At 45.5% G+C, this 22952-nt stretch carries 19 protein-coding genes; 16 read left to right on the top strand and 3 right to left on the bottom strand.

Translation table 11 applies throughout. From position 1 onward, the window contains the following. The first annotated feature begins 191 nt into the window (after positions 1-191). The 14 genes from WJM94_RS21860 to WJM94_RS21795 all read left to right on the top strand — a co-directional run bounded on the left by WJM94_RS21860 (position 192) and on the right by WJM94_RS21795 (position 17606). Complete coding sequence (locus WJM94_RS21860) at positions 192-854, top strand: potassium channel family protein (protein WP_444496279.1); 663 nt, start codon at positions 192-194, stop codon at positions 852-854. Continuing rightward, a complete protein-coding gene (locus WJM94_RS21855; RefSeq protein WP_444496278.1) occupies positions 851-2218 on the top strand; it encodes a TrkH family potassium uptake protein in 1368 nt (455 codons plus the stop codon). The genes WJM94_RS21860 and WJM94_RS21855 overlap by 4 nt, the downstream gene beginning before the upstream one ends. A gap of 270 nt (positions 2219-2488) precedes the next feature. Next, on the top strand, positions 2489-5470 hold the full coding sequence (locus WJM94_RS21850; protein ID WP_444496277.1) for a M6 family metalloprotease domain-containing protein: 2982 nt from the start codon (positions 2489-2491) through the stop codon (positions 5468-5470). 376 nt (positions 5471-5846) lie between these two features. Continuing rightward, on the top strand, positions 5847-7316 hold the full coding sequence (locus tag WJM94_RS21845; protein ID WP_444496276.1) for a protein adenylyltransferase SelO: 1470 nt from the start codon (positions 5847-5849) through the stop codon (positions 7314-7316). A gap of 138 nt (positions 7317-7454) precedes the next feature. Beyond that, positions 7455-8180, top strand: coding sequence for a response regulator (locus tag WJM94_RS21840; protein ID WP_444496275.1), 726 nt, complete (start codon positions 7455-7457; stop codon positions 8178-8180). Continuing rightward, positions 8170-9630 carry an ATP-binding protein gene (locus WJM94_RS21835; protein WP_444496274.1) on the top strand — a complete coding sequence of 487 codons (1461 nt, stop codon included), beginning with the start codon at positions 8170-8172 and terminating at the stop codon, positions 9628-9630. The genes WJM94_RS21840 and WJM94_RS21835 overlap by 11 nt, the downstream gene beginning before the upstream one ends. Positions 9631-9772: 142 nt before the next feature. Further along, positions 9773-11020 (top strand): ABC transporter substrate-binding protein, encoded by a 1248-nt coding sequence (locus tag WJM94_RS21830; protein ID WP_444496273.1) that lies wholly within the window; start codon positions 9773-9775, stop codon positions 11018-11020. An 84-nt stretch (positions 11021-11104) separates the two neighbouring features. Next, on the top strand, positions 11105-12028 hold the full coding sequence (locus WJM94_RS21825; protein WP_444496272.1) for a carbohydrate ABC transporter permease: 924 nt from the start codon (positions 11105-11107) through the stop codon (positions 12026-12028). Then, complete coding sequence (locus WJM94_RS21820; RefSeq protein WP_444496271.1) at positions 12025-12882, top strand: carbohydrate ABC transporter permease; 858 nt, start codon at positions 12025-12027, stop codon at positions 12880-12882. The genes WJM94_RS21825 and WJM94_RS21820 overlap by 4 nt, the downstream gene beginning before the upstream one ends. A 5-nt stretch (positions 12883-12887) precedes the next feature. Continuing rightward, a complete protein-coding gene (locus WJM94_RS21815; protein WP_444496270.1) occupies positions 12888-14003 on the top strand; it encodes an ABC transporter ATP-binding protein in 1116 nt (371 codons plus the stop codon). Positions 14004-14329: 326 nt separating this feature from the next. Next, a complete protein-coding gene (locus WJM94_RS21810) occupies positions 14330-15328 on the top strand; it encodes a TRAP transporter substrate-binding protein (RefSeq protein ID WP_444496269.1) in 999 nt (332 codons plus the stop codon). Positions 15329-15397: 69 nt separating this feature from the next. Continuing rightward, complete coding sequence (locus WJM94_RS21805) at positions 15398-16075, top strand: TRAP transporter small permease (RefSeq protein WP_444496268.1); 678 nt, start codon at positions 15398-15400, stop codon at positions 16073-16075. Positions 16076-16078: 3 nt separating this feature from the next. Further along, positions 16079-17440 carry a TRAP transporter large permease gene (locus WJM94_RS21800; protein ID WP_444496267.1) on the top strand — a complete coding sequence of 454 codons (1362 nt, stop codon included), beginning with the start codon at positions 16079-16081 and terminating at the stop codon, positions 17438-17440. Between the two features lie 40 nt (positions 17441-17480). Next, positions 17481-17606 carry a hypothetical protein gene (locus WJM94_RS21795; RefSeq protein ID WP_444496266.1) on the top strand — a complete coding sequence of 42 codons (126 nt, stop codon included), beginning with the start codon at positions 17481-17483 and terminating at the stop codon, positions 17604-17606. Between the two features lie 31 nt (positions 17607-17637). Here WJM94_RS21795 and WJM94_RS21790 read toward each other — a convergent pair whose 3' ends face one another. From WJM94_RS21790 to WJM94_RS21780, 3 genes are all read right to left on the bottom strand, one after another. Continuing rightward, entirely contained in the window at positions 17638-17820 is a 183-nt protein-coding gene (locus WJM94_RS21790) for a hypothetical protein (RefSeq protein ID WP_444496265.1), read from the bottom strand. A gap of 73 nt (positions 17821-17893) precedes the next feature. Then, complete coding sequence (locus WJM94_RS21785) at positions 17894-19231, bottom strand: sigma-54-dependent transcriptional regulator (RefSeq protein WP_444496264.1); 1338 nt, start codon at positions 19229-19231, stop codon at positions 17894-17896. 4 nt (positions 19232-19235) lie between these two features. Then, complete coding sequence (locus WJM94_RS21780; RefSeq protein WP_444496263.1) at positions 19236-21041, bottom strand: sensor histidine kinase; 1806 nt, start codon at positions 21039-21041, stop codon at positions 19236-19238. Positions 21042-21087: 46 nt separating this feature from the next. Between WJM94_RS21780 and WJM94_RS21775 the strand changes: the two genes are divergently transcribed. Both WJM94_RS21775 and tig read left to right on the top strand, forming a co-directional pair. Next, positions 21088-21264 (top strand): hypothetical protein, encoded by a 177-nt coding sequence (locus WJM94_RS21775; RefSeq protein ID WP_444496262.1) that lies wholly within the window; start codon positions 21088-21090, stop codon positions 21262-21264. Between the two features lie 301 nt (positions 21265-21565). Next, positions 21566-22870, top strand: coding sequence for a trigger factor (tig, locus tag WJM94_RS21770; protein ID WP_444496261.1), 1305 nt, complete (start codon positions 21566-21568; stop codon positions 22868-22870). Positions 22871-22952 lie beyond the last annotated feature (82 nt).

Raw genomic sequence — 22952 nt, 5'->3', positions numbered from 1 at the left:
TGCCATATGAAAACATGTCGCTTTTGTTAAGGCTAATGATGAAAAAAAGCAAATCATGTCATACGCTTAACACTTATGGTGTGGTCTTATAAATAAGGCTCCCATAAATTTGCTGTCGTCTGGTTTGCACAAGGGGTGGAATAGGTGCAGACTTTTTATAATGCATACCGAATGCATAATAAGAGGCATAAATGAAAAAAGGTGATAAGCAATTTGCTGTTATCGGTCTTGGCCGATTTGGTTTGGCGGTATGTAAAGAGCTGCAAGATGAAGGTTCTCAAGTTTTAGCGGTAGATATTGATGAAGAAAAAGTAAGAGAAGTCGCTGGATTTGTGAGTCAGGCCATCGTAGCAAACTGTACACACGAAGAGACTGTCGCTGAGCTAAAACTCGATGATTACGATATGGTGATGATTGCGATTGGCACCGATGTCAATGCCAGTATTCTGGCGACTCTGATTGCAAAAGAAGCCGGAGTGCGATCGATTTGGGTAAAGGCCAACGATCGATTTCAGGCGCGCGTCCTGCAAAAAATTGGCGCTGACCATGTCATCATGCCAGAAAGAGACATGGGCATTCGTGTTGCACATAAAATGCTGGACAGGCGCGTGTTAGATTTCACTCCACTAGGCAGCGATCTAGCAATGACCGAGTTTGTGATTGGCGCTAATTTGATGGGAAAAACGCTGGGTGAATTGTCACTTTGTAAGGTTGAGGGTGTGCAAGTTCTTGGTTTTAAAAGGGGACCAGAAATTACTAAAGCGCCGAGCATGGACATTTCGTTAGAAATTGGTGACCTCATTATTGTGGTTGGCCCGCAAGATAAACTCGCTCGCACACTGAAATCACTATGATACATTTTCACCGGAAAGGCGTTTTTTACGTCCCAGATCGTAAACGAGCCAAAGAGAAGGGCGGCGAGCCACGTATTATCTTGCTGAGTTTTCTCGGCGTTTTATTGCCTTCTTCGGTGCTGCTCACTCTACCCGTATTCTCTGTGAGTGGCTTATCCATCACAGACGCATTGTTTACCGCAACGTCTGCGATCAGTGTTACTGGTCTTGGCGTTGTGGATACGGGGCAACATTTTACGTTGGCGGGCAAAATACTCTTAATGTGTTTGATGCAAATCGGTGGGTTAGGGCAAATGACATTATCCGCAGTGTTGCTCTATATGTTCGGTATGCGTTTGAGCCTGCGACAACAAGCGTTAGCCAAAGAGGCACTCGGTCAGGAAGGCCATGTCAACCTGCGCAATCTTATTAAAAAGATCATGGTTTTTGCTTTAGTAGCTGAGACACTTGGATTTATTGTTCTTTCTTTTCGTTGGGTGCCGGAAATGGGGTGGCAGAGCGGAATGTTCTATGCGTTATTTCATTCGATCTCTGCATTTAACAATGCCGGATTTTCGTTGTTTTCGGATAGCATGACGGGTTTTGTTAATGACCCGACGGTGATTTTCACCCTTGCAAGCCTATTTATATTTGGTGGTCTAGGGTTCACTGTTGTTGGGGATATGTGGTTAAACTGGCGCAAGGGTTTTAACTCGTTGCATCTCCATACCCGGATTATGTTGATTGCGACACCCGTTCTGCTGCTAGTGGGTACCATACTGTTTTGGCTTTTAGAAAGAAGAAATCCAAACACGATGGAGTCGTTACCTTTGTCTGCCCAATGGCTCGCGGCATTTTTCCAGTCTGCCAGTGCTCGCACTGCCGGTTTTAATAGCGTTGATTTGTCGCTTTTTACCCAGCCAGCACTTCTGGTCATGATTGTTCTTATGCTTATCGGTGCGGGTTCAACATCGACTGGCGGTGGGATCAAGGTTTCAACTTTTACCGTTGCGTTTTTGGCAACTTGGACCTTTTTACGTCAAAAGAAGCACTTAGTGATATTTAGGCGAACGGTCAACTGGCCAACGGTGACAAAATCGCTCGCGATTATCGTAGTGAGTGGAGCCATACTTACCACGGCGATGTTCCTCCTGATGCTCACGGAAAATGCGGCTTTTGATAGAGTGATGTTTGAGACGATTTCTGCTTTCGCGACGGTAGGCTTAAGCGCGGGTCTCACTGCAGAGTTATCGGAACCGGGTAAATACATCATGATCGTGGTGATGATCATTGGCCGTATCGGTCCATTGACACTGGCTTATATGCTAGCTCGTCCAGAACCTACGTTGATTAAGTACCCGGAAGATACGGTTCTGACTGGTTGATTTATAAGTAAAAATATCAGAGCCTTACAGATGTCGCTGCTTCCCAAGCAGCGACATTCTAAGAAATATGAAATACGTGGAATGTCACGCAAATTTGTCGGTCAAACTGTGAACATTCATGCCTTTATTTTCTCCTTCCTATAGCATTCATTTAGCAAGCTTATGTTAACTGCCTGATTTATTTACCAAGCAATGACTTCGTTGTTTGAAGTTTTGTCTCAGGCGTTTATGCAGAGTGCTGTAAGCGAATTGAGAAGATGGAGTCGTATTTTGAAATTCAACCTACTTGCATTAACCGTGCTGTCTGCTTTAGTCGCAGGAAAGAGCATGGCCACCACCCCACCGTCACCTATCTGGCACGAAATTACGTTAACCGATGGGACTTCAAGCGAAGCTATTTTGCGAGGAACCGCAGATTTTCATTGGTTCGAAGATAAGCAAGGTAATGCACTTGTTAAGCAAAGCGGAATCTGGTTCTTTGCGCAGATTCAGCGTGAATCAGATGCCCCTGAACTGCTTTCGACAGGGATTGCAAAAACTCAAACTGCGGTAGCGCCGGAGTCTGCTAAATTCCGGCCAGATCTTCATATCCAGCCCACTCTTTCTTCATTACGAACCATAGAGCCAATGGCGCGCAAGAACCTAATACGTACAGGTGCAGGTTATCAGGCGATGAGCAGTTCTGGAGTTACACAACAACCGCTGCTTGTCGTCCAGGTTTCGTTTACCAATCAGGTAATGAAGCATGATTTTGAGCAACGAGTATTTGGTCAAAACGGGCAAAGTGTTGTCGACTATTATGAAAAGAACTCTCAGGGGCAGTATAAGGTTGTTCCGGCGATTGAAAGTTATGGCACTGCAAACGACGGCGTCATCGATGTGACCGTACCGCTGCGTCATCCAGACTGTCATATCAGTGCCAGCGATAGCCTTTGTGAAGACAGTATGAATCGAGTGTTCGCAGAAGCATATCAAAAGCTTGACCCATACATAAACTTGGCAAGTTATGACAGTGATGAAGATGGCACCGTTGATGCGACAGAGTTGTCAGTCATGTTTGTGTTTGCTGGTGGTGACCGTTCGACAGGGTCTCTGGATAGACCTGCAATTTGGCCTCATAAGTACTCTCATGATGATGTCTCTCTCGACAATACGAGTATCAAAGATTACTGCGTATTTGCAGATTTTCAGGTGAAACACCAATCTACCTTAGGTGTTATCGTTCATGAACTAGGACATTTAATGCTTGGTTTGCCCGATCTTTACGCTCGATTCAGCAAAGGATCGATCGGCACTTGGGGCGTCATGGGTGGTGGTTCATGGGCGAAGAAACCTGGCGATTCCTATTCAGGTGAAACGCCAGTCAATATGAGCGCATGGAGCAAACACGCGGCTGGCTTTGTGATACCAACGATTGCTCATCAAAGCAACACGCCTCATGCATTAGCAAATGATGAAGTTAAACTGGTCTACCTTGATCCATACCTTAAAGAATATGGTCCACGAGTTTATTTGGAAAACCGAACGTATAGAGATTATGACCAAGCTCTGGTTGCCGAAGGCGTACTTGCCATGTCTGTGAACATTCTTAATGAGTTCAATGGGATTGGGGATATGCAAGTTCAAGTGATGCAGGCGGATGGTTATGGTGAACTAGAAAGGGGCGATCAAAGCGATCAAAGTGATTTATACCCGAATGGTGGTACCTCGATTTCTGATGTCTCTAATCCAGGGTTGAATGCTATCACCGGGTTCGATACCGATGTTTCGATTTCAGATATTTCCAGTAGTGCAACTGGCGGCGGTTTTCTACTGACGAAACCGAATGATGCAAATAAATCTGCGTGGTTAAACTCGTTCTATCAGGAATTCGTCTTTCCAAGTAATAGTGATGCGTTGGCCGTGATGCTTGATTTAAGCCGCGACACAGAGCTGGATGGTTTGCAGCTTTATGCTAAGAAAGACTCACCACAACGTGATATGACCTATCGAGTGTGGCGATTCCCGAACAAGAGTAATAATGAATATTACTTGGAGTTGAATGAGAACCACGCCGAGTTATTACAACAAGGTACTTTCCAGAAGTCATCACGAGTTCTATTCCCGCAAGCTACACAGTTAGGAGCTGGTCAGCATATCATTGTGGTTGAAATTGAAGGCGGGGAGTTCGAAGCTAGCGTGAGCTTTGGCCGCTTATTGGAATTAGAAAAACCAATTCAGTCCAAGATGTGGGTTGGAAAGAGCAGTGATAAATATTCTACAGGGTTGTTTGAATCCAGCTTTTCAACGGTTCCGTTTGCGGCATTGTTGAACATCGAAAACGCAAAAATTGTTGACGCAAGGTCAGACACTTACCAGACAGATAAGAATACAGCACTGACACTGAACTTGATGTCGAACGATTTCGTGGCTACAGGGTATCAGTTTGAGGTTGAGATTGTTCAACAACCTGTCAACGGCACCATCACAGGACATCAGTACCAACCAAATGCTGACTTTGTCGGCTCAGACAGTTTCCAATATCGTTTGGTGTCCGCGGATGGTGTGCTCTCTTCCTCTACGGTCAGTGTTTCAATTGAAGTTATCGGCAACAATACCGCGCCAATTGCCGTTATTGATGTGCTTAGCGCCGAGTTAAAAGTGGGGAGTCATGTATCCTTGTCAGCGGCCAACAGCAGTGACCCGGATGGTGACGCTTTGACTTATCAATGGGAACAGACTGCTGGAAAAACGGTTTCACTTAGCAACCCAAGTGAGGTTACTGCCAGTTTCGCGATTCCTGAAGGAGCCAAAGCTGGTGAGGTATTAACTTTCCAGGTCACGGTTTCAGACTCGAGTAAGGCGGTATCTCTTGCGTCGGTCGATGTTGAAGTGCAAAACAGTGCACCGACAACCACTACTGATTCGGTGACGGTTGCGGTGAATGATAGCATTGTGATTGACGTGGTAGCGAATGATACCGATATGAACGGTGATAAGCTTGTGGTTCAAAGCGTCGAAAATCTATCTGGCATTGGCTCGACACAGGTTGAAAATGGCAAGGTGATTTATCATGCACCAGACAGCGAAGTCGATAATGTAACATTGGAATATGTGATTTCTGATGGCAACGGAGCGACCGCAACAGGAGACGTCACCGTAAAAGTTGCTGCAACGAGTACTAAGAAGGACAAAAGCTCAGGCGGAGGCGGTAGTGTCGCATACTGGTCACTAATATTACTTGCGCTATTAGGTTGGCGACGCCGTCACTAATAGTAATCTTGCTTTAAACGTAAGCCACTCTCATTGAGTAATGCCAATTGTTTAACGATTTTTATCTGCGTCATTCCAGCGAGTCCTAGCGAGACTAGGAATCTAATAGCAGCGCACTGAGCAGTTAATAAAATAACTTTGGCCAAAAAGTACTCGGAAACTAGATCCTGAATCACGCTCCTTCGTCGCTGTTCAGGATGACGGGAGACAAAACAATGCCGTTTGTTGTTAAACGAACGGCATTTCTTTTTTCGGTTAGTTTATTTGTCTCTGATGTATAGAAGCAGTAAATACCCATGATTAATTCATGGCTGAATAGGAATGGAGTTCGGACGTATACTGAACAGTAGATAGTCTTATAGATAAGGAACCCAATATGTCATTTTGGCAACGGGTCAGTTTCACCCATCGTTACAGCCAACTTCCTTCTGCGTTTTTTACTTTCGTAAAGCCACAGCCCTTGCTGAATACTCAGTGGGTGGCATGGAATAGTGATTTTGCACAGCAGTTCGGTTTGCCATCTACGCCTGACGAAGAGTTGCTAAAGGTCTTTTCTGGGCAAGTAAGTTTTGATGAATTTCGTCCATTAGCGATGAAATATGCAGGCCACCAGTTTGGTGTTTACAACCCGGATCTGGGCGATGGGCGAGGGTTACTTCTGGCTGAAATCCAACGACAGGATGGATCCTGGTTTGACATCCATTTAAAAGGCGCGGGTCTGACACCGTATTCGCGAATGGGTGACGGCAGAGCAGTGCTGCGTTCTACTATCCGTGAGTACCTGTGTAGTGAAGCCATGCAAGGACTTGGGATACCGACAACCAGAGCGCTGGGTATGATGGTCAGTGATACGCCCGTGTATCGTGAGAAAACTGAAAACGGCGCGATGTTAATTCGTATGTCTGAAACTCATATCCGGTTTGGTCACTTTGAACACTTCTTTTATACCAACCAGCTTGCGGAACAAAAGTTACTTGCGGATAAAGTGATTGAGTGGCACTTCCCTGAATGTTTACAAGCAGATAGGCCTTACGCTGCGATGTTTAAAGAGATAGTCGAAAAAACAGCCGTCATGATTGCGTATTGGCAAGCTTTTGGCTTCGCTCATGGGGTGATGAATACCGACAACATGTCGATCCTTGGCCAAACTTTTGATTATGGACCGTTCGGTTTCCTTGATGACTATGACCCTGGCTATATATGTAATCACTCAGATTATCAGGGTCGCTATGCGTTTGATCAGCAGCCACGAATTGCTTTGTGGAATCTTTCCGCACTGGCGCACTCTCTGTCTCCGCTGGTGGAGCGTGCAGATTTAGAATCCGCACTGGGTCAGTTTGAAGTGCGTTTAAGCCAGCAATTTAGTCTTTTGATGCGCAGCAAGCTTGGCTTAAAAACCAGAATAGATGAAGACGCCCGTTTGTTTGAATCCATGTTTGAGTTACTCAACCAAAACAAAACGGACTATACGCGTTTCTTTAGGGCACTATCTAATTTAGACACAAAGTCTCGTCAAGAAGTGATTGACCTGTTTATTGATCGCGATGCTGCTCGAAACTGGCTGGATTTGTATCTTGCACGATGCGAGTTGGAAGTCGATGAACTAGGCAGGCTGATCACCCCAGAACAACGTTGCGACCAAATGCGTAGTGTTAACCCTAAATACATTCTTCGCAACTATCTGGCGCAGTTGGCCATTGATAAAGCGGAAGAGGGAGACTTTAGTGAAGTTCACCGTTTAGCTACATTGCTGCGTCGACCATACGACTCTCAACCTGATTTTGAAGAGTATGCAAAACTGCCACCGGAATGGGGTAAGAAAATGGAAATCAGCTGCTCGTCATAATCCATGCTTTGACTTGTTTTGTTAACAAGATGTGACATTCATCCGCAAGGGGTTCAAAGTCTTAAAAATATTCTCTGAGCCCTCATTCTGGCACGGATTACACTAGCGGTAAGTTTTAGTAATACGTTGGATGGGAAAATGTCAGCCAGAGTGCTAGTCGTAGATGATGATCAAGAAATTTGTGAATTGCTACAGGAGTATCTGACAAAGCAGGGTTATGTCGTCAATACCGTGAATGATGGTGAACAGATGCATCTTCACATTGAGCAAAATGGTTATCCGGATCTGATTCTGCTCGATGTAATGTTACCCGGTGAGGACGGATTTTCTTTATGTCAGGCAGTACGTCGAACTTCATCAACGCCGATTATTATGCTGACTGCGGTTTCTGACGATACTGATCAAATCATCGGATTAGAAATTGGTGCTGATGATTATCTGGCGAAACCATTTAACCCGCGCCACTTGAACGCGCGCATTAAGGCGGTTTTGCGCAGGGTTAAAGGCGCGAAAGAGCAACCGGTCAGTCCCTTAGCCGCAAGTCCGATACTTTTTGGTGACTGGCGATTGGATCCGCTCGCCCATCGAATTACTCACCTACAAACCCTGCAATCTCACGACTTATCAGGCAGTGATTTTTCGTTGTTGATGCTATTTCTTAAAAAGCCCAACCAAATTTTAGACCGTGACACGATCTCATTTGCTACACGCGGAAGGGAGTCTTTACCTTTTGAGCGTGGTATCGATGTCCAGCTCAGTCGTTTACGTCAACGTTTAGGCGTGAGTGACAAATACCCGCACTATATTAAGACGATGCGGGGTAATGGTTATGTGCTCGCTGTGCCAGTCAGTTATGAATCCTAAATGGTGGCGTTGGGCGAAAAGATTCAAGCCTAACTCTCTGGTTAATCGCACATTAGGCTTAACGTTATTGGCTGTGATATTGGCTCAAGGCGTGGCGACTACCATTTGGTATACCGAGTCTAAGCACAAAGAGCTAGCGGGGATTCGGGACGCGTCGCAGAGCATGGCGAACATGTTTTCTTCGACGGTTACGTTTTTTCAGTCATTGCCTGTGGGCTATCGTCATATCGTGCTTGACCAGATTCGTAACATGGGCGGAACGCGCTTTTTTGTCTCTTTTAACAAAGAACAGCTGATTGTCGAACCGATAAAAAATACGCCACTGAAATTGGCGTCTATTGAAGCCATTAAAGAGGTACTGACTAAGAAGCTTCCCAAAGTGGACAGCATACTGGTCGATTTCTCATTGCCAGAAAACCTACGCCTACTAAAAAATGACATTTATCTGAGTGACTTACCTAAATCTTGGGCTCACCATACCTTAACGTTAAGTCCTATTGATCCACCCGTTTTAGTCGTGCAGCTTGAGTTGGCCAAGAATGAATGGCTTTACATTGCAGCGTTACTACCCGCCCCTTATGTCAATCTTGACGATCGGTTAATTGGCCGAGAGCAGATCTTATTTCTGATTTTCTCGACAACCATTTTGTTGTTTCTGACGTACTTGTTGATGAAAAAACAGGTTAAGCCATTGAAGCGACTGGCTAAAGCGGCCAATGAAATGAGCATGGACGTAGAGCAAGCACCGCTGAAAGAAGAGGGAGCTAGTGAACTCGTTACCGCTACCCGTGCTTTTAACCGGATGCAGCAACGAATTCGCCATTACATCTCCGATCGGGAACAACTGTTTTCTGCGATCTCCCATGATTTAAAAACGCCGATTACTCGCCTGAGGTTACGTGCCGAACTGCTCGAAAGTGATGTGAAGCGCGAAAAATTTAACCGTGACCTGGATGAACTGGAGATGATGGTGAAAGGCGCTCTTCAGTGTGTACGAGACACCGAGTTGCATGAGAATACGGCTTACGTTGATCTCAATGATGTGATTACCAGTGTCATTGAGCCTTATAATCAGCACCAAACACGGGTCAAGTTTACGCCGAGCCCTATTGATCCCATCGTAGCAAAGCCGCTTGCCATAAAACGTGTCATTGGGAACTTGGTCGATAATGCAGTGAAATATGGTCAAAGGGCTGAGATAACACTTGCCAGCAGTGACGAATGGGTAAAAGTCGTCATATGCGATCAAGGACCGGGTATTCCAGAAGACCAATTAGAAGCGGTATTTGAGCCTTATTATCGTTTATCTGATGACGACCAAGGACACGGATTAGGGCTGGGGATATGCCGCAATATTCTTCATGCACACGGCGGAGATCTCATAATTGACAACTTGCCTAGTAGTGGTTTGCGTGCGCAAGTCTTTGTTTCTTCTATTACTGATCTTTAATGTAACAACTTTGTTACTTTGTGTTTACGCTTTGTTTCAATCAAAATTTTCTCGTTGGGTAGACTGACTAAGTTCAAGCAAGAATGCTGAAGGTCGCTAAGCCGTTGACCTGAATGTCTCATCCAATACACGGAAGATAATAATGAAACTAAATAAAACCCTACTTACTCTCTCCCTGCTGTCTGCTGCGAATTTTTCTCACGCTGGTGAAGTGGAAGTGCTTCACTGGTGGACCGCTGGTGGGGAAGCAAAATCTGCTGCGGTACTGAAAGAAATGTTAGAGCAGCAAAACCATACCTGGAAAGACTTTGCAGTAGCTGGCGGTGGCGGTGAGTCGGCGATGACCGTACTTAAAACCCGTGCAGTATCAGGCAACCCTCCATCTGCGGCTCAAATCAAAGGACACGATATTCAAGAGTGGGGCAGCTTGGGTTTCCTTACTTCATTGGAAAGTACGGCGAAGCAGGAAAAGTGGGATGACATCCTTCCTTCAGTTGTGACCAAGGTGATGAAGTACAAAGGTGAGTACGTTGCTGTGCCGGTTAACGTTCACCGTGTGAACTGGCTTTGGGCAAACCCTGAAGTACTGAAGAAAGCGGGCGTTGAACTACCAACAACAATGGATGAATTTTTCGTTGCTGCGGACAAAATTAAAGCAGCAGGCTTTATTCCTCTCGCTCACGGTGGTCAGCCATGGCAAGACGCGACTGTATTTGAAGCGGTTGCTCTTGATGTGCTTGGTAGCCAAGACTACAACAAAGCGTTTGTTGACCTAGACATGGACGTACTGTCAGGCGACAAAATGGTAGAAGTGTTCACCAAGTTTAAGAAGCTACACGACTACATTGACGCTAACTCTCCGGGACGTGACTGGAACGTAGCAACATCTATGGTAATTAACGGTGATGCAGCCATGCAGATCATGGGTGACTGGGCGAAAGGCGAGTTTACTGCCGCAGGCAAAATGCCGGGTAAAGATTACATCTGCGCACCAGCACCGGGTACTGCCGGCCAGTTTACGTTCAATATTGATAGCTTCGCTTTTTTTGAGCTGAGCAACGAAGAGAACAAGAAGGCACAGCAAGACTTAGCTCGTACCATTTTGACCAAAGAGTTCCAAGAAGTCTTTAACCTGAACAAAGGATCTATTCCAGTCCGTCTTGATATGGACATGGCGAAATTTGACCAATGTGCACTGGACTCGATGGCGACCTTTAAAGCAAGTGCCCAATCCGGTGATTTAGTGCCGAGTATGGCACATGGTTTGTCAACCACAAGCTATGCACAAGGTGCAATCTATGACGTCGTGACTAACTTCTTCAACGACGAAAATGCGGATCCGAAACAAGCAGCACAAAAGCTAGCGAAAGCGGTTAAAGCGGCTATCTAATCCTTTAAAACTAGTCTCTCCCTAAAGGGCGTGCAGGCTTGTAGGGAGCCTATACGCCCTTTCTTTTAGATGTAAGGATTCGTTATGGAGCACGTTGTAAATCGGTATCCAAAGAAGTCACACGCAAAGCTTAGTTTGGTGGACAGACTTCAGCTTTGGTTGCCGAAAATTGTCCTTGCCCCGACCATCTTGGTAACTGTGGTATGTATATACGGTTACATTTTCTGGACGGCAGCACTATCAATGACCAATTCCCGTTTTCTGCCAAGCTTCAACTTTGTTGGCTTTGCCCAGTATGAAAAGTTGATGGAAAACGACCGTTGGGTAACTTCGATTACTAACCTTGGCATATTTGGTTTGTTGTTTATGCTCATCGCCATTGTACTTGGCGTGGGTTTAGCCATCTTGCTTGATCAAAATATTCGTCAGGAAGGCGCGATTCGAACCATTTATCTCTATCCGATGGCGCTCTCTTTTATTGTTACTGGTACCGCATGGAAATGGATTCTTAACCCGGGTTTGGGCATTGAAAAACTGGTACAAGATTGGGGCTTTACCAATTTCGAATTTGACTGGTTAGTGAACTCAGAAATGTCGGTATATACCCTAGTGATTGCAGCGGTGTGGCAGTCATCTGGCTTTGTTATGGCGATGTTTCTGGCTGGTTTGCGAGGTATTGATTCGTCTATTATCAAGGCGGCACAAATTGACGGTGCCAGTCTGCCAACAATCTATTGGCGCATCATCATGCCTTGTTTAAGACCAGTATTCTTCAGTTCAGTGATCATCACGTCACACATTGCGATTAAGAGTTTCGACCTGGTAACAGCAATGACAGCCGGTGGGCCGGGCTACTCTTCAGATTTGCCTGCTCTGTTTATGTACGCACACTCCTTTACTCGTGGACAGATAGGCTTGGGTGCCGCAAGCGCGATGATGATGTTAGCGGGTATTCTCGCCATCTTAGTACCTTATTTGTACTCAGAACTCAGGGAGAAAAAATCATGATGCGTAGTGTGAACTTCTCTCGACTGTTTATCTATTCGGGGCTGCTGTTCTTTTGTTTGTTCTACCTAATGCCGTTGTTTGTGATGGTGATTACCTCATTCAAAACGCTGCCAGATATTAAAGCCGGAAACTTAATGAGTCTGCCGACTGAGTGGGTATTTGACGCCTGGCATAAAGCGTGGGACAGCGCCTGTACCGGCGTTAAATGTGAAGGTGTGAAAGGGTACTTCTGGAATTCTTTCCAAATGGTGATTCCTGCAGTGGCCATCTCGACCCTGTTAGGAGCATTCAATGGTTATGTGGTGACCAAGTGGCAGTTCAGAGGCTCAAATCTGTTCTTTAGCTTGTTGCTGTTTGGTTGCTTTATTCCGTTTCAGGTTATCTTGCTGCCAATGGCGGCGGTGCTCGGTAAGTTGGGTCTGGCAAACACCACTACAGGGCTTGTTATCGTTCATGTCATTTATGGTATGGCGTTTACGACGCTGTTCTTCCGTAACTTTTATATCAGTATTCCGGATGAACTCGTGAAAGCAGCGAAACTGGATGGGGCGGGATTCTTTACCATTTTCTTTAAGATTCTGCTGCCGATTTCGACGCCAATCATCATGGTGACGGTGATATGGCAATTTACCGCAATCTGGAATGACTTCTTATTCGGTGTGGTCTATTCGGGCTCTGAAACACAGCCTATAACGGTTGCGTTGAACAACTTAGTCAATACCAGTACTGGCGTGAAAGAGTACAACGTCGATATGGCGGCGGCGATCATTGCGGCGTTACCAACGCTATTAGTTTACGTATTAGCAGGAAAATACTTTGTTCGTGGCCTAACGGCTGGATCGGTAAAAGGATAATTATCATGGCAACACTCGAACTTAAACAAATCCGTAAAACCTATCCAAAAGCGGAGCTAGAGACGTTAAAAGGCATCGATATCAGTATTGATTCTGGTGAGTTTCTTATCTTGGTTGGTCCTTCAGGTTGTGGCAAATCGACCCTTATGAATACTATCGCTGGTCTGGAAAACATCAGCTCAGGAGAAATCGTTATCGACGGTAACAATGTGTCAAACGTTGAACCTAAAGATCGCGATATCGCGATGGTGTTTCAATCTTACGCTCTGTATCCAAACATGACGGTACGAGGCAACATCGAGTTTGGTCTGAAGATCCGTAAAATGCCGAAAGAGGCGATTGATGCCGAAGTGGAGCGAGTGGCTGAGATGCTGCAAATCGACCATCTGCTAGATCGCAAGCCGTCGCAATTATCAGGTGGTCAGCGCCAACGGGTCGCGATGGGACGGGCACTTGCTCGACGTCCGAAACTGTATCTGTTTGATGAACCGTTATCGAACTTAGATGCGAAGTTGCGGGTCGAAATGCGTCATCAGATCAAACGACTTCATCAACAGCTCAATACAACGATTGTTTACGTAACGCACGATCAGATTGAAGCGATGACACTGGCTGACCGCATTGCGGTAATGAAAGATGGTGAGTTGCAGCAACTGGGTACGCCACAAGAAATCTACAACAAACCCAATAATATGTTTGTTGCGGGTTTTATGGGGTCGCCTTCAATGAACTTCATCAAAACCATGGTCGACTTGGATGATCACAACAACCCGGTGATCAAAGTCAAAGGCAGCAATGCGCAAGAGCATCACATTAAATTGCCAGCCTCAATGCGAACGCAAGATGGTAAAGAAGTCGTAATTGGCCTACGCCCGGAGCACATAACGGACAGTGAAAATCAAGATTCCACCGCGACCACAAAGCTCGATTTGCAGTTGGAGGTTCTCGAGCCGACTGGCCCTGATACGATTGCGATGATTAAGGTCAATGACCAAGAAGTGGCGTGTCGGTTGTCACCGGAATTCGATGTGAAGGTCGGCCAGATAGCACCACTGCACTTTGATTTATCAAAGGCGGTCTTCTTTGATGCCTCCACAGAGCAGCGCATAGAGTTTCACTAACCATTTGTGTTTACTAACCATGTAAATTAAACAAAGTCGGACTGCTTGAGGCAGCGTATCCGATACTAAATGGCAGTCTGTTGGCTGCCATTTTTTCCAATTAACGAATGTGTGTAAATCCACCCACTTACCAAATTGGGATGGGTAGATTTCACCCATTTAAAAATTTATTTTGTGATCTTGATAAATATGGGTGGAGTTGAATTAATTTTAACTTATTGAATATATTTAATAATTTTTTAAATTAAAAATATGGTGCGGGAATTGCTCTGATAGGAACATCAACACCCAGTGATGGGGTTGTTTATCTATCAAGGAGAATAATAATGTTTAAGCCTGTTACCCTACTAACCGCTTCAATTCTTGCTGTTACCAGTTTTAACGCTGCCGCAACTTGTGACTCAGGTGAAATCGTCATCAAATTTAGTCATGTAACGAATACAGATAAGCACCCGAAAGGGATTGCGGCTTCGTTGCTTGAAAAGCGTGTAAACGAGGAGATGAATGGTAAAGTTTGTATGCAAGTTTTCCCAAACTCGACGCTTTACGATGATGATAAAGTGCTTGAAGCGATGTTGAATGGGGACGTGCAACTCGCCGCACCTTCACTGTCCAAGTTTGAAAAATTCACCAAGAAGTTCCGCCTTTTCGACCTTCCTTTCCTATTTGATGATGTAGATGCGGTTGACCGTTTCCAAAACTCTGATGCTGGTGAATCGCTTAAGAATGCGATGAACCGTCGCGGCATCAAAGGTCTGGAGTTCTGGCACAACGGTATGAAGCAGATTTCTGCCAACAAACCGCTGATTCATCCGGCTGATGCCAAAGGCCTCAAATTCCGCGTACAAGCATCCGATGTGCTGGTGGCACAATTTGAACAACTTAGCGCCAACCCTCAAAAAATGTCTTTTGCGGAAGTGTACGGCGGTTTGCAAACCAAAGTTATCGATGGCCAGGAAAATACCTGGTCGAATATCTACGGTAAAAAGTTCTTCGAAGTTCAGGACGGTACAACTGAAACCAATCACGGTATTTTGGATTACTTGGTGGTGACCTCTACTAAATGGTGGGATGGACTTCCAGCTGACGTACGCAATCAGCTCTCCACCATTCTTAAAGAGGTTACGGAACTCCGTAATGCGGAATCAAACCGCGTAGAGGAACAAAATAAACAGTATGTAATCGAAGCGGGTGGTGTGGTTCGTGAACTGACACCGGAACAGCGTGAAGAGTGGGTTACTGCGCTTAAACCAGTTTGGAACAAGTTTGAAAAAGACATTGGTTCTGATTTGATCGACGCGGCGTTAGCGGCAAACCAAAAATAACTGAACATAATGATATGTGGCTTCCGACCAGCGGGAGCCAAACTTACCTGATTCGAGCGATGTACCGTTATGGAACACTCATTTTTTGCGAAAGTCGGACAGTTTACCGACAAGGTTGAAGAGACCTTGATTGCTTTCTTCCTCGGCACGATGACGATGCTGACCTTTGTCAACGTCATCATGCGCTACTTATTTAACGACAACATTCTTTGGGCGGTTGAAGTCACCGTGTTTCTTTTTGCCTGGATGGTACTGGTTGGTGCGTCATACGGCGTGAAAAAGCATTTTCACATAGGCGTTGACGTGGTGATCAGCCTTGCACCAGATCGGCTGCGAAAAGTCTATGCACTGATCGCTGTCGCATGTTGTTTAACGTTCTCAATTTTACTCCTTATTGGTTCGTGGAATTACTGGTATCCGTTTGCCACCGAGCGTGCTTGGTACGAGACGGATGATATTCCTATGCCAGATATGTTGCAGTTCTTGGCTGATTGGCTCAATGAGGGAGAGCGCTACGAGAAATTACCTCGATTTATCCCGTATATGGCGTTGCCAGTTGGTATGGCTCTACTGACGTTTCGTTTTATTCAGGCTGCTTACCAAATAATGACGGGCAAACTTGACTGTCTTATTTCCAGTCACGAAGGGGAAGAGGAGCTAGAGGCACTCAAAGAAGAACTAAAGGACGCCGGTGATGTGATGGAGCCCAAACAAAACGAAGATAACGATAAAAGCAAGGAGCGCTAACCCATGGATATTTTACTGTTGTTCGTGATGGTGATTGGCTTCATGCTCATCGGTGTGCCGATTGCTGTTTCACTTGGTTTATCAAGTATTTTGTTTTTGATGTGGCACTCCGATGCATCTTTAGCGTCGGTTGCACAGACGCTTTTTAATGCATTTGAAGGTCACTACACATTATTAGCGATACCATTTTTCATTCTTGCCTCCAGCTTCATGTCTACTGGTGGTGTAGCGAAGCGTATTATTCGCTTTGCAATAGCGCTGGTCGGCTGGTTCCGAGGCGGGTTGGCCATGGCTTCAGTTATGGCGTGTATGATGTTTGCTGCACTATCAGGTTCATCTCCGGCTACGGTTGTCGCGATTGGTAGTATCGTTATTGCCGGGATGATCAAAAATGGTTACTCAAAAGACTTTGCTGCAGGGGTAATCTGTAATGCGGGAACGCTCGGTATCCTGATCCCGCCTTCAATCGTAATGGTTGTGTACGCAGCGGCGACAGACGTCTCTGTTGGGCGTATGTTCTTGGGTGGTGTTATTCCGGGATTGTTAGCGGGTGTGATGCTGATGATCGCGATATACATCGCTGCTCGTATTAAGAATTTGCCGAAACAGCCATTTGTGGGTTGGAAAGAGACGTTCGCTTCGGCTAAAGACGCAGTGTGGGGGTTGTTGCTCGTTGTGATTATTCTGGGTGGTATATACGGCGGGATTTTCACACCAACCGAAGCAGCGGCGGTCGCGGCGGTATACGCTTTTCTCATTGCCAACTTTGTTTACAAGGACATGGGGCCGTTCGCGGACAAACAGGATACCAAACCTGCGATTGTGAAAGTGCTGTACAGTTTCGTTCACAAAGACACTCAACAAACTCTGTTCGAAGCGGGTAAGTTGACGATCATGCTGCTGTTCATCATTGCTAATGCATTGATCTTGAAGCATGTACTGACGGAAGAACGTATTCCTCAGATGATTACTGAGTCGATGCTTTCAGCTGGTCTTGGGCCGATTACCTTCTTGATTGTGGTCAACGTGCTTTTGCTGATTGGCGGTCAGTTCATGGAACCATCTGGCCTGTTAATTATCGTTGCGCCACTGGTATTCCCGATTGCGATAGCTCTAGGCATTGATCCAATCCACTTAGGCATTATTATGGTGGTGAACATGGAGATAGGTATGATCACTCCCCCGGTTGGTCTCAATCTATTTGTTACAGCAGGGGTGGCCAAGATGTCGATGTTGAACGTAGTAAAAGCCGCGCTTCCTTGGGTCGGAGTGATGTTCTTGTTCCTCATTATCGTAACCTACGTGCCTTGGGTTTCAACATGGTTACCAACGACGCTAATGGGTCCGGAGATTATCACCAAGTAAGTTCATACGACAAAGTCATTCTGAACAGCGAGGAACGAGCGTGATTCAGAATCTATTCACGGAGTACTTTATCGCTAACGTAGCCCCTAATGCTTATCAGCAATCTGGTATTAGATTCCTAGTCTCGCTAAAGCTCGCTGGAATGACGGTAGTGAAAGAAAATTAGCCGTTATGGATAAAAAAAGAGGTGTGACATTTCACACCTCTTCGTCTATTGATTTGTAGTCATGTCTTCTGGGCTCAGTGTTTATTCTGCGCTCATAGCCATGCCACTTTTTCTTATTCTTTCTGCGATCCTGACCAGTACGTCGCTCTTCCTGATAGTGACCATCAACGATCACGGTATCTGTAATCACAGGTATTCGGATTTTCTCATTCATGCCCGGTCACCAACTGTTTAACTATAAAAAGTATGAATCAGGTTGGATAAAGGAACAAATGTGATCATCGGTTTTATTTATACAGTTCTTTATCTATCTGATAACGTTGCATTTTGTCGTACAGTGTTTTTCGAGGCACATTCAATTGCGTCATGGTTTGCTTGATGCTGCCATTATTCTCCAGCAGCGCATTTTCAATCGCTGCTTTCTCAAATTCCGCTACTTGTTCCGCAAGGCTAGAAGAAGTGGTGGGAGCCGGGCTTGAATCTCCGAGCTGAATCAGCTTGCCAAGTAAAACAAAACGCTCTGCGGCATTTCTCAACTCCCGCACATTCCCCGGCCAGTCATGCGCCATTAATGTCGCGAGATCCTGAGGCGATAAACCCGGTGAGCTTTTCCCATATCGTGAGGCTGCAACCAATAGAAAATGATGGAATAGAGCAGGGATGTCCTCCTTGCGCATACGAAGAGGAGGCAAATCTAATGTCACGACATTGAGGCGATAGTAGAGATCTTGGCGAAATGTTCCTTCATCCGCCGCACGTTTTAGATCCACTTTGGTGGCCGCAATCACACGAATGTCTAGGGGGAGTAGCTCATTAGAACCCACACGCTCGATAGCGCGCTCTTGCAGGACTCGAAGCAAACGGATTTGTGCCTGAATTGGCATGGATTCAATCTCATCCAGAAACAAGGTGCCTCCTTGTGCGAACTCGAATTTACCTATCCGGCGACTCTCAGCCCCAGTAAATGCGCCTTTCTCATGGCCATAGAGTTCACTTTCAATCAGGTTCTCTGGCACCGCTCCACAGTTTACCGCCACAAAGTTATGGTTTCTGCGCAAGCTTTGCTCGTGTAAGGAACGTGCAATAAGCTCTTTGCCTGTTCCTGTCTCACCAAACAATAAAATGTCAGCATCAGTATCGGCAATATGGGTGATGGTCTCACGCAACGTTTGAATACTGTCGGTTTCACCAATGATTCTTGGTCCGAGAGCTTGGCTGGCTTTCAGTGTCTGGCGAAGCTTTTCATTTTCATTGGTCAACTGACGTTTTTCGATAGCCCGCTTTACCGTTTCAACTAAATGCTCTGGGGAAAACGGCTTTTCGATAAAGTCATAGGCGCCCTGATGTAATGCGTTGACTGCCATTGAAATGTCACCGTGACCAGTGATCATAATCACGGGAAGGCGGCTGTCTTTCTGCATCAAGGTATTGAGTAAGTTCATGCCCGATATTCCCGGTAAGCAGATATCGGTGACGATGACTCCGGGCTCTGAGCCTTTTTTCATTGCAAGCAGAGCAGATTCTGCATCGGGGAAAAATTGCGCGTCGATATCCGCTAATTCGAAGGTCTGTTCTATAGCGAGCCTCAGATCGGCTTCATCATCAATAAAGAACACCTGACACATAATCTTATCCTTCTGATTGTTCGACATTTGGTGAGATAACAGGTAAAGAGAGTGAAAAGCGAGCGCCGCCTTGAATGCGATTCTGGGCCGTCAAACGGCCGTTCATCCCTTTTAATATTTGCTGTGATATAGACAGTCCCAACCCCAGGCCATTCTTCTTGGTAGTCAAAAACGGTTCACAAAGTTCAAGCAGCGTATGTTGGCCAATTCCCGGGCCATTATCATCAATATGAACCACGATGTTGTCGCGTGTTTGGTCAAGCTCTACAGATAAACAAACCAACTTATCTTCTTGATCTTTGACTGCTTCGATGGCGTTCGTTAGCAGATTGACCAGCACTTGTTCTAATTGAATTGTATTGATAAGGACATCTGCGTCTTGGGTTATTGATTCTGCCAATAAGTTAACCCGAGCTGACTTAAAAGCGGGTTTCATCAGCTCTTTGGCTGAAGCAATGACAGGCAATAGCCGGGTTTTAGTAAGCTCATTGCCACTGGTTTTTTTGGCAAAAGAGCGCAACTGTTGACTGATATTGGCCATTCGATCGGTCAGGGCCGAAATACGGCTCAAATTATCTTCGACCCTTTCAAATTTTTCTTTTTTTAAGAACAGTTTGCCATTTTCAGCAAAACTACGAATGGCTGCGAGAGGGTTATTCAGCTCGTGGCTTATACTCGCGGACATTTGACCAAGGACAGCAAGTTTCGCTGCCTGAACCAATTCATCCTGAGTAAGACGCAATGTTTGCTCGGTTTCTGTTCGCTGAGCTATTTCTGCCTGCAACTCGGCGGTGCGAGCCATCACCTGATATTCGAGTTTCTGATTCGCCTCTTGCTGAATACGTTCGAGCTGTAAATGACGTTGCTGGCGATGATAAATCAGTTGCCCGAGGAGGAACAGGATGGTGAAGATCAGTGTGAGTACCAAGAGGTAACCCAAGGTAATCCAGATGATGGATTGTTTTGGAGACAGTACTCTCATGGTTAGTTTGATATCGGGAAGAGAAAGGGAAGAAACCACAAAAGTTCCTTTACTGTATGGGTAACCTTGCTTGAGTTCCGTAATAGGTTGGCTCAGGTCGCCAACGAAATTTAAGCTCCGAATTTGGGTTTCAAGATACTGGCGGCTGGCCCAAACTTGCGTTTTCTTCGTTTCACTAAGGGGCTGTAAGCTTTTTAGTAGCCAATCTCTCTTGCTACTCATGAATACGATGCCATTAGGGTCGCTGGCCACAAATACACTATCGGGCTGCTGCCAGTTGTCTTCGATTTTATTTAAATCCATTTTAACGACGACGACGCCAAGAACTCCGCCCGCGTAAACAATGGGAGCAGAGTAATAGTAACCCCGTTTACCTGATGTAGAACCGAGGGCGTAGTATTGGCTTTGTTCGCCTACAATGGCTTGTTTGAAGTAGGGGCGAAACGCGAAGTTACGACCGATGAATGAATGTTCCTGACGCCAATTACTGGCAGCGATAGTCGTGCCCCACTGATCAATGAGGTAAGTATCGGCGGCAGCAATAACATTATTGACCGACTCCAGATACCGGTTAGTGACCTCGAGCTGAGCGCTGTTTTCTGGATGCAGTAAGGCTTCGAAAAGCGGGGCGTCCTTTGCCAACAGATTTGGAATGTGAGCGTACTTATCCAGTTTGTTCTTCACATGACTAGAAAACTGCTCAAGCTGGGAGTGATGTTTATCAAGCAATGATTGATAACTTGTTTGCCATACCCAACGACCACCAGCGATGGCACACAGGAAGTATAAGGCGAAAAAAATCAGTAGAATACGGTTTCGTTGTGACATCCTTTCATTCCCAGCTGGGCTCCCTTAGCTTACTTAGGAAATGTTAATGTCTTGTAGTATGGATTGGGGATTTAGTTATCAACTCTGTGGAGTAAAACAAGAGCAAGATCTCTTTTTAGGCTTTTCAATAAAAAAAGCTGTCGATTCCCTTGAAAAAGTCGCTATTGTCCCCATTCTAGATATGCCGACGTTTTGGATGCGGTATTTTTATCGCATTTTTTAGAAAAAATGAGGCAACATTCGAGAATTTAGTGCAGACAATGTCCACATAGTGGCTATTGGCTCGACAGGGTAGTAACAGATCGCTAGAATGTCGCGTCTAAAATTCTGTCTTGAGGCTAATAGGAGATACCTTTGGTTTTCATGCTGAAGATATCACTGATTAGTCCGGTACTGATAAACAGTATCGATACTCGATTTAAATTAGGTGCTCGGACAGAACACAACACAAGGATGAGGCGTTAACTCAGGTGAGTTACGCTCATACGCTCGGAAAACCGAGCCACTTTAGAGGTTTATATATAATGCAAGTTACTGTTGAAACGCTAGAGGGCCTAGAGCGCCGTCTAAACATTACTGTTCCAGCTGCAAACATCGAAGACGCTGTAACAGCTGAACTACGCAACATCGCTAAAAACCGTCGTTTCGATGGTTTCCGTAAGGGTAAAGTGCCTCTAAAAATGGTTGCTCAGATGTACGGCAAAGCAGTACGTCAAGACATTCTTGGTGAAGTAATGCAACGTCACTTCATCGAAGCGATCGTAAAAGAGAAAATCAATCCAGCTGGCGCGCCAACGTTCGCTCCTGTAGAAAACAAAGAAGGTGCAGACCTAGTTTTCGCAGCAACTTTTGAAGTTTACCCAGAAGTTGAACTAAAAGGCCTAGAAAACATTGCTGTTGAGAAGCCACTGACTGAAGTTAAAGATGCAGACGTAGAAGAGATGATCGAAACTCTACGTAAGCAACAAGCGACTTGGGCAGAAGTTGCAGAAGCAGCAGAAGACGGTAAGCGCGTAAGCATCGACTTCGTTGGTTCTATCGACGGTGAAGAGTTCGAAGGTGGTAAAGCTGAGAACTTCCCTCTAGAAATGGGCGCTGGTCGTATGATCCCTGGTTTCGAAGATGGTATCGTAGGCAAATCTGCTGGTATGGAATTCGAAATTGACGTGACTTTCCCAGAAGATTACCACGCTGAAAACCTAAAAGGTAAAGCAGCTAAGTTCGCAATCAAAGTGAACAAAGTTGAAGCACGTGAACTTCCAGAACTAAACGAAGAATTCGTTGCTAAGTTCGGTGTTGCTGAAGGTGGTGTTGATGCACTTAAAGCTGAAGTACGCAAAAACATGGAACGCGAACTTAAGCAAGCTGTTAAGAACCGCATCAAAGAGCAAGCGATCGAAGGTCTAGTTAAAGAAAACGAAATCGACGTTCCTTCTGCACTTATCGATCAAGAAATCCAAGTTCTACGTCAGCAAGCTGCACAACGCTTCGGTGGCAACCCAGAAGCAGCTGCACAGCTTCCACGTGAACTGTTCGAAGAGCAAGCTAAACGTCGCGTAGTTGTTGGTCTTCTACTAGGTGAAGTAATCAAGTCCGAAGAGCTAAAAGCGGACGACGAGAAAGTTAAAGCTCTAATCGAAGAAATGGCTACTGCGTACGAAGATCCATCAGAAGTTATTGCTTACTACGAGCAAAACGAGCAAATGATGAACAGCATGCGTAACGTAGCTCTAGAAGAGCAAGCAATCGACGCGATCATCGCTAAAGCACAGGTTACTGAGAAAGAAGTAGGCTTCAACGAGCTACTTAATCAACAACCTGCTGCTTAATAAGCAATATCTTGTGTAGAAGGTTGACTTGACGTTAACTATTCTGCTAACAATGGTCCGTATGATAATAATCATCCGGGCC

Origin of the sequence: Vibrio sp. YIC-376, assembly GCF_052353105.1 — a bacterium.
Lineage (GTDB): Bacteria > Pseudomonadota > Gammaproteobacteria > Enterobacterales > Vibrionaceae > Vibrio.
Note: the sequence above shows the minus strand (reverse complement) of the source record. Positions and strands in the feature narration are given on the sequence as shown.

What these genes read in the sequence shown, in the direction of transcription:
- WJM94_RS21860 (WP_444496279.1), top strand. Translation starts at nt 192, where the DNA reads ATGAAAAAAGGTGATAAGCAATTTGCTGTTATCGGTCTTGGCCGATTT.
- WJM94_RS21855 (WP_444496278.1), top strand. Translation starts at nt 851, where the DNA reads ATGATACATTTTCACCGGAAAGGCGTTTTTTACGTCCCAGATCGTAAA.
- WJM94_RS21845 (WP_444496276.1), top strand. Translation starts at nt 5,847, where the DNA reads ATGTCATTTTGGCAACGGGTCAGTTTCACCCATCGTTACAGCCAACTT.
- WJM94_RS21840 (WP_444496275.1), top strand. Translation starts at nt 7,455, where the DNA reads ATGTCAGCCAGAGTGCTAGTCGTAGATGATGATCAAGAAATTTGTGAA.
- WJM94_RS21835 (WP_444496274.1), top strand. Translation starts at nt 8,170, where the DNA reads ATGAATCCTAAATGGTGGCGTTGGGCGAAAAGATTCAAGCCTAACTCT.
- WJM94_RS21830 (WP_444496273.1), top strand. Translation starts at nt 9,773, where the DNA reads ATGAAACTAAATAAAACCCTACTTACTCTCTCCCTGCTGTCTGCTGCG.
- WJM94_RS21825 (WP_444496272.1), top strand. Translation starts at nt 11,105, where the DNA reads ATGGAGCACGTTGTAAATCGGTATCCAAAGAAGTCACACGCAAAGCTT.
- WJM94_RS21820 (WP_444496271.1), top strand. Translation starts at nt 12,025, where the DNA reads ATGATGCGTAGTGTGAACTTCTCTCGACTGTTTATCTATTCGGGGCTG.
- WJM94_RS21815 (WP_444496270.1), top strand. Translation starts at nt 12,888, where the DNA reads ATGGCAACACTCGAACTTAAACAAATCCGTAAAACCTATCCAAAAGCG.
- WJM94_RS21810 (WP_444496269.1), top strand. Translation starts at nt 14,330, where the DNA reads ATGTTTAAGCCTGTTACCCTACTAACCGCTTCAATTCTTGCTGTTACC.
- WJM94_RS21805 (WP_444496268.1), top strand. Translation starts at nt 15,398, where the DNA reads ATGGAACACTCATTTTTTGCGAAAGTCGGACAGTTTACCGACAAGGTT.
- WJM94_RS21800 (WP_444496267.1), top strand. Translation starts at nt 16,079, where the DNA reads ATGGATATTTTACTGTTGTTCGTGATGGTGATTGGCTTCATGCTCATC.
- WJM94_RS21790 (WP_444496265.1), bottom strand. Translation starts at nt 17,820, where the DNA reads ATGAATGAGAAAATCCGAATACCTGTGATTACAGATACCGTGATCGTT.
- WJM94_RS21785 (WP_444496264.1), bottom strand. Translation starts at nt 19,231, where the DNA reads ATGTGTCAGGTGTTCTTTATTGATGATGAAGCCGATCTGAGGCTCGCT.
- WJM94_RS21780 (WP_444496263.1), bottom strand. Translation starts at nt 21,041, where the DNA reads ATGTCACAACGAAACCGTATTCTACTGATTTTTTTCGCCTTATACTTC.
- WJM94_RS21775 (WP_444496262.1), top strand. Translation starts at nt 21,088, where the DNA reads ATGTCTTGTAGTATGGATTGGGGATTTAGTTATCAACTCTGTGGAGTA.
- tig (WP_444496261.1), top strand. Translation starts at nt 21,566, where the DNA reads ATGCAAGTTACTGTTGAAACGCTAGAGGGCCTAGAGCGCCGTCTAAAC.